Origin of the sequence: Labrys sp. (in: a-proteobacteria) (assembly GCF_047605565.1) — a bacterium.
Taxonomy (GTDB): Bacteria; Pseudomonadota; Alphaproteobacteria; order Rhizobiales; family Labraceae; genus Labrys; species Labrys neptuniae.
In genome coordinates this window covers 1-12,547 of the sequence record NZ_JASGFM010000008.1, presented here as the reverse complement: position 1 = coordinate 12,547, position 12,547 = coordinate 1, and the positions used below count along the sequence as shown (strand labels likewise).

Annotated in this window: 11 protein-coding genes and 1 pseudogene; 9 read left to right on the top strand and 3 right to left on the bottom strand. The window is 63.6% G+C overall.

The genetic code is table 11. The annotated features are described in order from the left end of the window. The first annotated feature begins 7 nt into the window (after positions 1 to 7). From QM672_RS10010 to QM672_RS09995, 4 genes are all read left to right on the top strand, one after another. Positions 8 to 1,024 (top strand): C45 family peptidase, encoded by a 1,017-nt coding sequence (locus QM672_RS10010; protein ID WP_311935120.1) that lies wholly within the window; start codon positions 8 to 10, stop codon positions 1,022 to 1,024. 89 nt (positions 1,025 to 1,113) lie between these two features. Continuing rightward, complete coding sequence (locus tag QM672_RS10005; RefSeq protein ID WP_367623073.1) at positions 1,114 to 2,361, top strand: D-amino acid dehydrogenase; 1,248 nt, start codon at positions 1,114 to 1,116, stop codon at positions 2,359 to 2,361. 4 nt (positions 2,362 to 2,365) lie between these two features. Continuing rightward, positions 2,366 to 4,150, top strand: coding sequence for an alanine racemase (locus QM672_RS10000; RefSeq protein ID WP_415082296.1), 1,785 nt, complete (start codon positions 2,366 to 2,368; stop codon positions 4,148 to 4,150). Positions 4,151 to 4,175: 25 nt separating this feature from the next. Continuing rightward, positions 4,176 to 4,520: a RidA family protein gene (locus QM672_RS09995; protein ID WP_311935112.1), complete on the top strand. Its 345-nt coding sequence runs from the start codon at positions 4,176 to 4,178 to the stop codon at positions 4,518 to 4,520. Positions 4,521 to 4,586: 66 nt separating this feature from the next. On the opposite strand, the gene QM672_RS09990 is transcribed toward QM672_RS09995, so the two are convergent. Beyond that, positions 4,587 to 5,069 (bottom strand): Lrp/AsnC family transcriptional regulator, encoded by a 483-nt coding sequence (locus tag QM672_RS09990; protein WP_415082293.1) that lies wholly within the window; start codon positions 5,067 to 5,069, stop codon positions 4,587 to 4,589. 128 nt (positions 5,070 to 5,197) lie between these two features. Here QM672_RS09990 and QM672_RS09985 point away from each other — a divergent pair, with 128 nt between their 5' ends. The 3 genes from QM672_RS09985 to QM672_RS09975 all read left to right on the top strand — a co-directional run bounded on the left by QM672_RS09985 (position 5,198) and on the right by QM672_RS09975 (position 7,579). After that, complete coding sequence (locus QM672_RS09985; protein ID WP_311935109.1) at positions 5,198 to 5,614, top strand: DUF2000 domain-containing protein; 417 nt, start codon at positions 5,198 to 5,200, stop codon at positions 5,612 to 5,614. Positions 5,615 to 6,002: 388 nt separating this feature from the next. Next, a complete protein-coding gene (locus QM672_RS09980; RefSeq protein WP_415082291.1) occupies positions 6,003 to 6,689 on the top strand; it encodes a class I SAM-dependent methyltransferase in 687 nt (228 codons plus the stop codon). A 71-nt stretch (positions 6,690 to 6,760) separates the two neighbouring features. After that, the gene (locus QM672_RS09975) at positions 6,761 to 7,579 is read left to right on the top strand and encodes an enoyl-CoA hydratase (protein WP_415082290.1); all 819 of its coding nucleotides are present in this window, start codon (positions 6,761 to 6,763) and stop codon (positions 7,577 to 7,579) included. Between the two features lie 78 nt (positions 7,580 to 7,657). Here QM672_RS09975 and QM672_RS09970 read toward each other — a convergent pair whose 3' ends face one another. After that, positions 7,658 to 8,002 (bottom strand): DMT family transporter, encoded by a 345-nt coding sequence (locus tag QM672_RS09970; protein WP_311935103.1) that lies wholly within the window; start codon positions 8,000 to 8,002, stop codon positions 7,658 to 7,660. A 738-nt stretch (positions 8,003 to 8,740) separates the two neighbouring features. On the opposite strand from QM672_RS09970, the gene QM672_RS09965 reads away from it, so the two are divergent. Both QM672_RS09965 and QM672_RS09960 read left to right on the top strand, forming a co-directional pair. Further along, positions 8,741 to 9,394 carry a glutathione S-transferase family protein gene (locus tag QM672_RS09965; RefSeq protein WP_311935101.1) on the top strand — a complete coding sequence of 218 codons (654 nt, stop codon included), beginning with the start codon at positions 8,741 to 8,743 and terminating at the stop codon, positions 9,392 to 9,394. A 298-nt stretch (positions 9,395 to 9,692) separates the two neighbouring features. Continuing rightward, a complete protein-coding gene (locus QM672_RS09960) occupies positions 9,693 to 10,715 on the top strand; it encodes an LLM class flavin-dependent oxidoreductase (protein ID WP_415082287.1) in 1,023 nt (340 codons plus the stop codon). A 180-nt stretch (positions 10,716 to 10,895) separates the two neighbouring features. Here the strand turns inward: QM672_RS09960 and QM672_RS09955 are convergent. Continuing rightward, positions 10,896 to 12,547 (bottom strand): annotated as a pseudogene (locus QM672_RS09955) (vitamin B12-dependent ribonucleotide reductase); the annotation flags it as partial.

Below are 12,547 nucleotides of genomic sequence, written 5' to 3'. Positions count from 1 at the left end.
CGCGATCATGGATCTCCTGTTCGAAGCCGTGGACGAGGACCAGCCGGGTGCCAAATGGCGCCAGCTGTTCGATCGTCATTGGCACGCCTATAGCCGCTGGTTCATGCGGGACGGCATCAGGGCTCGCCCGACCTATCTGGCAAGCCTGAAGGCGATGCGTGCCCATATGCCTGAGCTTCTGCCGGCCTATGAGGCGATCGTGTCTGCGGCAGGCGACGGCGACCTGGAAGCCCGCTTCCTGTCGATGTGGTGCCCGCCTGTTTATGTCGGCGGTTGCTCCCAAGCGATCATCACCGATCCCGAACCGGCACTCATCCGCAATTACGACTACAGCCCGCGCCTGCTGGAGGGCTCGTGGCTCGCCACCCGCCTCAACGGCAAGCGGGTGGTGGCGGTGGTCGATTGCCTGTGGGGCGTGCTCGACGGCATCAACGAGGATGGTCTTGCCGTCTCGCTCTCCTTCGGTGGGCGGACCGCGGCAGGACCGGGCTTCGGTATTCCGATCGTGCTGCGCTATGTGCTGGAATTCGCCTCTGATACCGCAGAGGCGATCGAGATGCTGCGGCGCATCCCGGTGCACATGTCCTATTCGGTGGCGCTGATCGATCGCGAAGGTCATCACGCCACCGTCTATGTCAATCCCGACCGTCCGGCCGAGGTGGTGGCCAAGCGCGTCAGCACCAACCACCAGCATGGCGTGGAATGGGCGCGCCATGCCCAGACCACCAAATCGGTGGAACGGGAGGCGGCGCTGGAGAAGGCGCTGGCCATACACCAGAGCACCGAGAACGTCCTGGCCGGCTTCCTGCGCCCGCCCGTCTACCAGACCTCGTATGGCAGAGGCTACGGCACGCTCTATACGGCGCTCTATCGGCCGCAGGACGCTTCGGTCGAACTGGTTTGGCCCGGGGTGATCTGGCGGCAGTCCTGTGCCGAGTTCCAGGAGGAGGCGCGCGTCATTCGCTTCAATGACGGCGATTCCGGTGGTTTCGCGCCGACCTTCAAGCAGGGGACTGTGAGCTGACCGCGTCTCCTGCCAAGGATAAGGAATAAGATCCACCTGGTGCGATAATAAGTTGATAATACGGAGGAAAACTCCGTAGGGGAGGCGTAATGAGGGTTGTCGTTCTGGGGGGCGGTGTCGTCGGTACGGCTGCGGCCTGGTATCTGGCAAAGGACGGCCACGAAGTCACGCTGATCGAGCGGCATGCCGATGTCGCCTGCGGGACCAGCCAGAGCAATGCCGGTCTTGTATCGCCGGGCGACTCGACCGCCTGGGCGTCGCCGGCCGCGCTCGTGACCTTCATCAAGTCGCTCTACAAGCCCGACATGGGCATCAAGGTCCGTTTCAACCTCGATCCGAATTTCCTGGCCTGGACCTGGCGCTTCCTGCTGCAATGCACGCAGGCCCGCGCCAATGCGAACACGGAAGTGAAGCTCAGGCTCGCTTTCTACGCCCGCGAATGCATCAACGTGCTGCAGGACGAAACGGGCCTTGCCTATGACGACAAGCGCAAGGGCATTCTCTACTTCTATCGTTCGCAGCAGAGCCTTGAGGCCGGCGCCAAGCATATGGGCTACATCGCCGAACGCGGTCTGAAGATCGAGATCGTCGACAGGGAGCGCCTGGTCGCGCTGGAGCCGGGCCTCGCCGCCGTCAAGCACCAGATCGCCGGCGGCGTCTATTCGCCGATGGACCAGACCGGCGATTCCTGCCTGTTCACCCGCGGCCTTGCCGAACTTGCGCGTGAGCGGCATGGCGTGCAATTCCGCTTCAACACCACGGTGACCGGCCTCGATGTCGAGGGCGACCGGGTGAAGGCCGTGCTGACCGACCAGGGGCCGGTGGCCTGCGATGCCGTGGTGGTGTCGCTCGGGCCCGAAAGCTCGCTGCTTGCCCGCAAGATCGGCATCGACGTGCCCGTCTATCCGGTGAAGGGCTATACCGCCACCATCCCGGTCGACGACGACAAGGGACCGACCATGGGCGGGGTCGACGAGGACCGGCTGATCGCCTATTCGCGCCTCGGCAACCGGCTGCGTATCGCCTCCACCGCCGAATTCGCCGGCTATGACCGAAGCCACAAGCCGGCTGACTTCACCACCATGTTCAAGACGGCGCACGATCTTTTTCCCGGCGCGATCGACGAGAGCAAGGCCGTGCTCTGGGCTGGCCTCAGGCCGATGATGCCGGGTTCGGTGCCGGTGCATGGCCGGGCGCGCTACGCCAATCTCTATCTCGATACCGGCCACGGCCATGTCGGCTGGACGATGGCCTGCGGCTCGGGAAAACTCACCGCAGACCTTGTCGCCGGGCGCCGCCCGGAGATCGACACCACAGGCCTGCTCTACCGGAACTGAAGCGATGCCGGATCCTCAGATTGCCATCGATCTCGCCAGGATCGAGCACAATGCCCGCACCATCGTCGAAACCTGCGCCAAAGCAGGCATCACGCCGTTCGGCGTGACCAAGGGCACCTGCGGCATGCCACAGGTGGCGCGTGCCATGCTGCGCGGCGGCGTGGCCGGCATTGCAGAGTCGCGCTTCGAGAACATTCGCCGCCTGCGCGATGCCGGCATCGATTGCCCGATCATGCTGCTGCGCAGTCCGCCATCCTCGCGGGTCGAGGAATTGGTGCGCACGGTCGACATCAGCCTGCAATCGGAACTCCAGCTGATGCGCGAGATTTCGCGCGTGGCCGAGCGGCTGGGGCGGGTGCACGACGTCATCCTGATGGTGGATCTCGGCGATCTCCGGGAAGGGATCTGGCCGAGCGACCTGATCCCGACGGTGGAAGCGGTGATGGAATTGCCGGGCATACGCATTGCCGGCGTCGGCACCAATCTCACCTGTTTCGGCGCCATCATTCCGACCAAAGAGAATCTCGACCAGCTGGTGGCCCATGCCTACAAGGTCGAAAGCGTCACCGGACGGCATCTCGACTGGGTGTCGGGCGGCAACTCCTCCTCATTGCCTTTGCTGCTGGCGGGCGGCATGCCGGCGGGCGTCAACAATCTGAGGATCGGCGAGGCCATCCTGCAGGGCGGCCGCGACACTTTCCTGGAACAGCCCTGGGAGGCGCTCGATCGCGATGCCTTCGAACTCACCGGCGAATTGCTGGAAGTGAAAGTGAAGCCATCCATGCCGATCGGCAAATCCGGCATCGACGCCTTCGGCAACGTACCCGTCTTCATCGACGAGGGCGACCGCCTGAGGGGCATCGCCAATATCGGGCGCGAGGATGTCATCGCCGAGGGCCTGATGCCGACTAGGGCCGGCGTGAGGGTGCTGGGGGCCTCCAGCGACCATCTGGTGCTCGACCTCACCGAGGCCGATCCGCCGCTCAAGGTGGGCGAGGATGTCAGCTTCCGGCTGAACTATGGTGCGCTGCTGACGGTGATGACGTCGGAATATGTGGAGAAGGTTCCGATGCGGGACGTGATGGAGCAGGGGCAGAGCCGGAGTTATGCGGTCGAAACGGATGAGGTCGGCGGCGCGGTGCTTTCTGCCCATAATGTCGCCGCACGCATCGAGCGGCTCGGTTTCGAGGCAGGTGGAGCGCAGGCATCTATCGTGCTGTCCACCGGCGCAAGGCGAGCCGACATCATGCCCTTAATCGAGACGGCCGGACGCCGCTACGATGCGCTGGGGCTGATCTGGATCGATTCCGACGCGGCGATGATGCCGGACGTGGGGGAGGCAAAGCCTGCGGAGAACGCGGTGCTGCGGCATCTGCTCGCCCGTCTGCCGCCTCATATCACGGCGGAAAACGTGGTTCTTCTCGGCCTGCGCGAAGCCGATCCGCTGGAGGTTGAGGCGCTGAAGGCCTCGCGTATGCGCATCTTCACGATGGCAGAGATAGACGCGGTTGGTCTGCGCCATGCCATGCGCGAGGCGATCGCCATTGCCTGTGCCGGCACGCGAGGCTTTCACCTGTGCTACTCGCCGACCGCCACCGACATGTCGGATTGGAGTGGCGGCATCGGCGGCATCACTGTGCGCGAGACCCATTCGGCCATGGAAATGGCGGCGCTCAGCGCTCGGCTGCGCTCGCTCAGCGTCTCGGGCATCGATAGCGATCTGCCCCCCACCATCGGTGCCGAATGCGCCAATTTCATCCTCTCGGCTTTCGGCAAGACCATTCTCTGAACGCTCATCCCAACAGGAGACTTCCATGATCAGGCGTCTGCACCCCGGCAAGCGGTTCTGCGAGGCCGTCATCGTCAACGGTATCATCACCACCGCCGGCATCACCGGCCGCGATGAGACCGCCGATACGGTCGGCCAGACTAGCGACATTCTTGCCCAGATCGACGCGCTGCTGGCCGAGGCCGGCACCTCCAAGTCCAAATTGATCAGCGCCAGCATCTGGCTGCGGGACATCGCCCATTTCGACCAGATGAACGAAGTCTGGGACCAATGGGTCGACAAGGACAATTTGCCGGTGCGCGCCACGGTGGAAGCGCGCCTGGCCGCGCCCGAACTGCTGGTCGAGATTCAAGTCAGCGCAGTCGTCTAAAGCAGTTCCTCCCGCCCGTGCCCGGCATCGGCGGGAGGCTTGCAAACCGGATGAGACAAGCAGGCTTCAAGGTGCCGCCAGCCCGACCGGCAGGGAACGGAGCGGCTTGATTTCCTTGAGCACGAAGGTCGTCTGCATTTCCTTGATGCGGGGCAGGCGGCGTACGGTGGCCATGGCGAATTGCGCATAGGCGTCGAGATCCGTCGCTACGACCTGCAGCAGGAAGTCGGCGTCGCCGGCGATCGAATAGCAGGCTATGACCTCCTCAAGCCGCAGGACCTCGTTGGAGAAGGCCTCGGCTTCCGCCTCGCTGTGGCTGTCGATCTTGACGCGAATAAAGGCGAGCACGCCGAGCCCAAGCCTGCGGCGGTCCAGCACGGCCTTGTAGCCCTGGATGACGCCGTCCTCTTCCAATTTTCGTACGCGTCGCCAGCAGGGCGAGGTCGAGAGTCCGACCTTGTCGGCCAGGTCCTGATTGGTGAGACGCCCGTCCTCCTGCAAGGCTGTCAGGATTCGGGTATCGGCGGGTTCAAGGTCAGGATGAGGCATGATCTACCTGGTGATATAGAAAATGGGGTACGAGCTACCAAAATTATCAAAAATATAGAACAGAAAGGTGAAATTGGTCGGCGGAATTGCGCTATCCCTGCCTCTTCGAGATCAGCGAGGAGACTTCCGTGAGCGACGACATTCGCCTGGCCATCATCGTCAACCCCGCTCTGCCGATTGGCCTGGTTGCCAATACTGTCGGTGCTGTCTGTGTTGGTCTCGGAGCCCGGATGCCGGTGCTGGGGGCGACCCAGCTCGCCGACCGTCAGGCGCGGCGCATCGACGTCAGCGCCAATCGGCCCGTGCCGGTGCTGCAGGCGGATGGTGAAACCATCCGCGCGATCATGCTCAAGGCATTGCCCGCCGCCGATGAACGGGCAGTGGTGCCCTTTCCCGCCTTTGCCCGCAGTCTGCATGTCTTCGCCGACTATGGCATCTCCATGCCCGCGCGAGATCTCGCCGAGGAGGAGGTCGATGGCCTCGGCCTTGCGGGTCCCACGAAATGGATCCGCTCACTGACCGGATCGCTGAAGCTCCTGCGCTGAGCCGGGCGGCGGCAGTCTCGACAGGGAACTGCAGATGACTCCGCGAGTTTTCCAATAATCGGCCGGGCTGCGACATTGGATCGGCAGGGCGAGCATTCGAATCCTTGACTCTCCGCGGCATATTTTGAAAAGAAAGGGGCGTAAACAGACTAGGTGCCATGCCGTCGTGCAGGAGGCGCCATTCGGATGCCTCGGAAATCGGCATTCGGCTCGGGAGGCGGGCGCCGGACGGAACCGGTCATCACCCGCGAAAGCGTCTTGCGATTTGGCTTAATCGGTGAGACGTCGAAACAAGGGGGCGGCAAGGCGTCGTTTTCAACGAAGCACGTTTTGCGCCAAAGATCATGAACACCTTTCGGCTGGGCCGGGTGGTGCCGTGGTCGGCAAGGTGAAAGGGCTTTTCCCGATGGAATGGGCTGGGAGAGACAGCAATACGGCTGCGGAGCCGTCCTACGCACGCACCTATTATCGTTGGGCTCGTTTCTACGACCTCTTCTTCGATTGGCCGTTCCATCCCGGGCGCCTGGCGGCGGCGCGGGCCGTCGCCCAGGCCGCCGGCAACAATGGCGAGGTGCTGGTCACGGGTGTCGGCACGGGCCTCGAGCTTGCGCTGATGCCGGATAATCTGCGCATCCTCGGCATCGATCTCGCCCGCCCCATGCTCGACATCGCCCGCGAACGGGTCAAGCGCAAGGGGCTCGACCAGGTCAAGGCCCTCAGGGTGATGGACGCGCAGGCCCTGGAATTCCAGGAAGGCCGCTTCGACGTGGTGCTGGCGCCCTATCTTCTCAGCGTGGCGCCTTCGCCCCAGCAAGTGCTCGAGGAAATGTGGCGGGTAACCCGGCCGGGCGGCGAGATGATCATTCTCAACCATTTCTCGGCCGAGGACGGCTGGCGCGTACGGGCGGAGAAGGCGCTGATCGGCGCGGGCGGCTGGCTCGGCTGGCGGCCTTATTTCCCCTATGCGGTGATGACCGACTGGCTGGCCAGCCGCCCCGAGGCGCAGCTGCTCGAGCGCCGTGAAGTGGCGCCCGCGCGCCTGTTCACCGTTCTGCGTATCCGCAAGCCGGCCTGAGAAAACCAGTCTGACATTGCGGGCGTGGCGGCCGAGCGCGTAGACTGGCCGCCCTGTTGCGGAGTGTTGCCATGACTGTCGCCGCCTCGATCCAGAACGCGCCGTTGGAGCGTCCCTCGGAGCCGATCCTGCTGCGAGAGGACAAAGGTGGGGTGACGACTCTCACCCTCAATCGGCCGCAGCAGTTCAATGCGCTCTCCGGGGGTATGCTGGAGGCGCTGCAGCAGGCACTCGACGCGATCGCTGGTGAGCGCACCATACGCTGCGTCGTCCTGGCGGCGAACGGCAAGGCCTTCTGTGCCGGGCATGATCTGCGCCAGATGCATGCCAACCGTCGGCTCGATTATTATCAGGCCCTGTTCGCGCAATGCAGCCGGGTGATGCAGGCAATCCAGGCGCTGTCTGTGCCGGTGATCGCCCGCGTGCATGGCATTGCCACGGCGGCGGGATGCCAGCTGGTGGCGAGTTGCGATCTCGCCATCGCTTCGCAGGCGGCGCGCTTTGCTGTTTCCGGCATCAATGTCGGGCTGTTCTGCTCGACGCCGGCGGTTGCCCTCTCGCGCAATGTCTCGGCCAAGCGCGCCTTCGACATGCTGGTGACCGGCCGCTTCATCGATGCTGAAACGGCGGCAGATTGGGGCCTGATCAACCAGGCGGTGGCCGAAGCAGACCTCGATGCCGCCATTGCGGCCAAGACGGCGGATATCCTGGCCAAGAGCCCCACAGCGGTGCGCTATGGCAAGCAGATGTTCTACCGCCAGCGCCAGATGGCGCTTGGCGAGGCCTACGGCTTTGCCGGCGAGGTGATGGCGCGGAACATGATGGAGGAGGATGCTGCCGAGGGCGTCGAGGCCTTCCTGGAGAAGCGGCCTGCACGGTGGGGCGCTTGAGCTCGCCGGGAGCAGAGCGCGTCGTCTAGACGGAAACGCATTGCGATTCTTGGTGATTCCGCCAAATCTCAAAACGCCCTAGTGGCTGATCGATTTCGACATCAGGTTGATGATCACCACACCGGCGAGAATCAGGCCGATGCCGATGATGGCCGGCAAGTCGAGCGACTGGTTGAAGGCGACGAAGCCGACCAGCGAGATCAGCACGATGCCGATGCCGCTCCATAGCGCGTAGGCGATGCCGACCGGCATGGTGCGCAGCGTATAGGAGAGGAAATAGAAGGCGGCCATATAGCACAGCCCCATCATCACCGTCGGCCACAACCGGGTGAACTGCTCCGAGGCCTTGAGGAGCGAGGTGGCGATGATTTCGAGAACCACGGCGATCACCAGGGCTGCGTAGGTCGTGACGGCTGGGCTCAATGGGAGGTCCTCGGAAAGGTGCGTCGCCGACGCTGCGTTGGGGAGCGCGGGGCAGGGCCGCGAGACCTGCGATAGCCAAGGCGCCTTCTTCTGTAAAGGATCGGCCCTGCCGTGGAACCGTTCTGCGACCATGCGTCCGAGAGAGTGCCGTTCGAGAGGCGGAGGAGGGCGTGAGCTCGTCGTCTCGGCGAACAAGATGCTTCGAGGTGGCGGCAGCATGCCCGCGCTCTCAAAGAAGGCCGCATCGATCTTGCCCTGGGGTTGTCAGCGAGGGGAGCAACGAGGCTCTAAAACGGCACCGGCGCGCGAATTGCTTCGCGCGCCGGCCGGTTCTTGCGGATGACGGGAGCACCGAAGCGCTCACCCTTTCATCCGGGGATGATCCAGATTTTCGGTAGCTGGAACGTCAAGTGGCGGAGACCACCTTGGCTGAGCCAGCGCAAATTTCCAGGATCTTCGTAAGGTTAGACACTGGATCACCTCCTTTCGTGGGTTGCGAACCCTTTGAGCATGGCGGCGATGGCCGGGGATGTAAAGAGCTCGAGGTCAGAAGGGCAGAAACTGGCCCGGAAATGCCCCTTTTTTGAGCTTACAACCCAGAATATCTTCCGTTGGAGCCCAAGATATTGGCAAATCCTCTCAATGAAGGCACTCCGGAGTCCATGAACCCTGAGTCTTGATTCGGGCCATGTGAGTTTGTTGGCCGGCGCTTGGGCGTGTCCTGGGAGGAGAACAGCGGTGACCGAGGCATTCGTCGTCTATGGAGCAGCCGGCTCAGGATCCGTTCCGATCGAGGCGGCTCTCGACCTACTCGAATTGCCTTATCGCGTGCAGGAATGTTCTCCCTGGGAAGGGCAAGAGGAGGCAGACAAACTCGCCCCTATCAATCCCATGCTGCAGGTGCCGGCCCTGGCACTGCCGACGGGGGAGGTGATAAGCGAAAGCGCCGCGATCCTGATCTGGTTGGCCGATCGCTATCCCGACGCACGGCTAGCGCCGGCATTGACCGAGCCGGCGCGGCCGACGTTCCTGCGTTGGATGACCTTCGTGTCTTCGGCCATCTATGCCCTCTATTGGGTCGCCGATAATCCTTCTCGCATCCTCGACCACGCCGAGCACCACACCGGCCTCAAGGCTCGTTTGTTCGACCGCATCGCCCGCTGCTGGGAATTGATGGGGGCACAATTGCGTCCGGGAAAGTATCTCCTCGGCGAGGATCTATCGGTTCTCGACCTCTATGTGGCAACGGCCTCACGCTGGTCGCCCGGGCGGCGGCGCTTCTATGAGGCCGCACCCGGTCTGGCGGAGACAATACGCCGGGTGGATGCAGATCCCCGGCTGACGGCCCTCTGGGCGGAGCGTTTCCCGTTCAATCAGGGGTGGGAGCGTTAGAGCAAAACGCGTTCAGACGGAAACGCCGTTTGCTCTCACTCTTTGGTTCGACGCGTCTTTGCGATTCTCGGCGATTCCGCCAAATCGCAAAAAGCGTCAGCGCGCAAAGCCGGTTCGAGATCGCCGGATGAGGTCTGTCTTCTTGATGAGGCCCATTTGCCGTTACGGGTCTCCGACTGGTCATCCGGTTCGGGTAGGGGGCTGCTGAAATGGATCTGGAGTCCCTATATCTGAAACGCGCCGGCCCCTTTTTCCCGCTGCCGGACGCATCTGGGCATTCAGCAGGCAGACATTTCGCATGAAGAAGATCGGTTTTCTTTCGTTCGGGCACTGGACACCATCAAGTCAATCGCAAACGCGATCTGCTGCCGATACGTTGCTGCAGTCGATCGACTTGGCCGTCGCGGCGGAGGAATTGGGGGCGGATGGCGCCTATTTTCGCGTCCATCACTTCGCGCGCCAGCTCGCTTCGCCTTTCCCCTTGCTGGCGGCCGTCGGTGCCCGGACCAAGCGCATCGAGATCGGCACCGCCGTGATCGACATGCGCTACGAGAACCCGTTCTACATGGTCGAGGATGCCGGTTCCGCCGATCTCATCGCAGGAGGGCGCCTGCAACTCGGCATCAGCCGCGGCTCGCCCGAGCAGGTGGTCGATGGCTGGCGCTATTTCGGTTACCAGCCCGCGGAGGGCAAGAGCGATGCCGACATGGGCCGCCAGCATGCCGAGGTCTTTCTGAACCTGCTGCGTGGAGAAGGATTCGCGCAGCCCAATCCACGGCCGATGTTTCCCAATCCGCCGGGCCTGCTGCGCCTCGAGCCGCATTCGGAAGGCTTGCGCGAGCGGATCTGGTGGGGCGCCTCATCGGATGCAACCGCGGTCTGGGCCGCCAGGCTCGGGATGAACCTGCAGAGTTCGACTCTGAAGAACGACGAGACGGGCGAGGCCTTCCATATCCAGCAGGCCAAGCAGATTCGCGCCTATCGGGCGGCGTGGAAGGAGGCCGGCCATGCGCGCGAGCCCCGGGTCTCCGTCAGCCGCAGCATCTTCGCGCTGATGAATGACGAGGACCGGATGTATTTTGGCCGGGGAGGCGATGGAGAGGACCAGATCGGCTTCATCGACGAGCGGACGCGCGCGATCTTCGGACGCAGCTATGCCGCGGAGCCCGAGGTGCTCATCGAGCAGCTCAAGCAGGACGAGGCGATCGCCGAGGCCGATACGCTGCTCCTCACCGTCCCCAACCAGCTCGGCGTCGCCTACAATGCCCATGTCATCGAGACGATCTTGACCGAGGTCGCGCCTGCGCTCGGCTGGCGGTGAGCAGGACAGGCCGTTGTTGTAAGGGCCACAATCGGGCGTTGTTCCAAAAAAGCACCCGCTAAACAGGTTTGGCGGGTGCATTATCCGAATTGCTCAAGGCTTTGAAATTACGCCATCTTCGTCAGCGGCGATGGATGTTCAAGGACATCCATCGCACCGTGGCACACTCTCCATCCATCCTCAGCTGCAGCCGGTGGTGCCGCCGCAGGTGTCGCATTTCAGGCAGGTGCCGTTACGGACCAGCGTGAAGTTGGCGCATTCGGGGCAGGCTTCGCCTTCATAACCGCGCAGCTTGGCTTCCTTGCGCCGCTCGGAGGCCGGCTTGACCGCGGGGGCGGCCGGTGCTTCCCAGGCGAGGGCGTCGAGCGCGGGCTCTTCCTTCAGCGCCGTGGCGCCGATGGTCTGGGCTCCCGGTCCCGCCACGACACCGCGACCGGTGTTGACGGCGCTCGACAACGCCGTGATGGCGCCGCGGGCATCGCTGGAGACCGGGGCGAGCGTGTTCGAAGCCGCCGTGGCACCGCCGGGCATCACCACGAAGCGCTCGGTCTTGGAGCGGACCAGGCCGCGCGAAACCGGCACGGTCACCGGTTGGGCCGGGGCCTTGCTCTCGCCGTCGCCGCGGCCGAGCGTGGCATGGCCATCCTCGTCCGGCACGACATGGGCGAGGTCGTAGCGGCCGACATAGGAAATGGCGAGCTCGCGGAACACATAGTCCAGGATGGAGGTGGCGTTCTTGATCGAGTCGTTGCCCTGCACGAAGCCCGAGGGCTCGAAGCGCGTGAAGGTGAAGGCCTCGACATATTCCTCCAGCGGCACGCCATATTGCAGGCCGAGCGAGATGGCGATGGCGAAATTGTTCATCATCGCGCGGAAGGAGGCCCCTTCCTTGTGCATGTCGATGAAGATCTCGCCGAGGCGACCATCGTCATATTCACCGGTACGCAGATAGATCTTGTGGCCGCCCACCACCGCCTTCTGGGTGTAGCCCTTGCGACGATCGGGCATCTTCTCGCGTTCGCGCGCCACTTCCACCCGCTCGATGATGCGCTCGACGATCTTCTCGGCGACCTGGGCCGCGCGGGCGGGCACCGGACGCTCGAGATGTTCCTCCACCGCATCGGCCTCGTCCTCGTCGGCCAGAAGCTGCGAGTTCAGTGGCTGGGAGAGCTTGGAGCCGTCGCGATAGAGGGCGTTGGCCTTCAGCGCCAGGCGCCAGGACAGCATGTAGGAGGCCTTGCAGTCCTCGACCGTGGCATCGTTGGGCATGTTGATGGTCTTGGAGATCGCGCCCGAGATGAAGGGCTGCGCCGCCGCCATCATGCGGATGTGGCTTTCGACCGAGAGGAAGCGTTTGCCGAGGCGACCGCAGGGATTGGCGCAATCGAACACCGGCAGGTGCTCGTCCCTAAGATGCGGCGCGCCTTCGAGGGTCATGGCGCCGCAGACATGGATGTTGGCCTTCTCGATATCCGCCTTGGCGAAGCCGAGATGGGCGAGGAGGTCGAAGGACGGCTCGTTGAGCTTCTCGGCCGGCACGCCGAGCTTGCCGGTGATGAAGTCCTCGCCCAGCGTCCACTTGTTGAAGACGAACTTGATGTCGAAGGCCGAAGCGAGGGCCTTCTCGACCACGGCAAGCTTCTCCTCGGTGAAGCCCTTGGCGGCCAGCGAGGTGTGGTTGATCGCCGGTGCCTGGCGCAGCGAGGCATGGCCGACGGCATAGGCCTCGATCTCGGCGATGTCCGCTTCCGAATAGCCGAGGGTACGCAAGGCCGCAGGCACGGCGCGGTTGATGATCTTGAAGTAGCCGCCGCCGGCCAGCTTCTTGAACT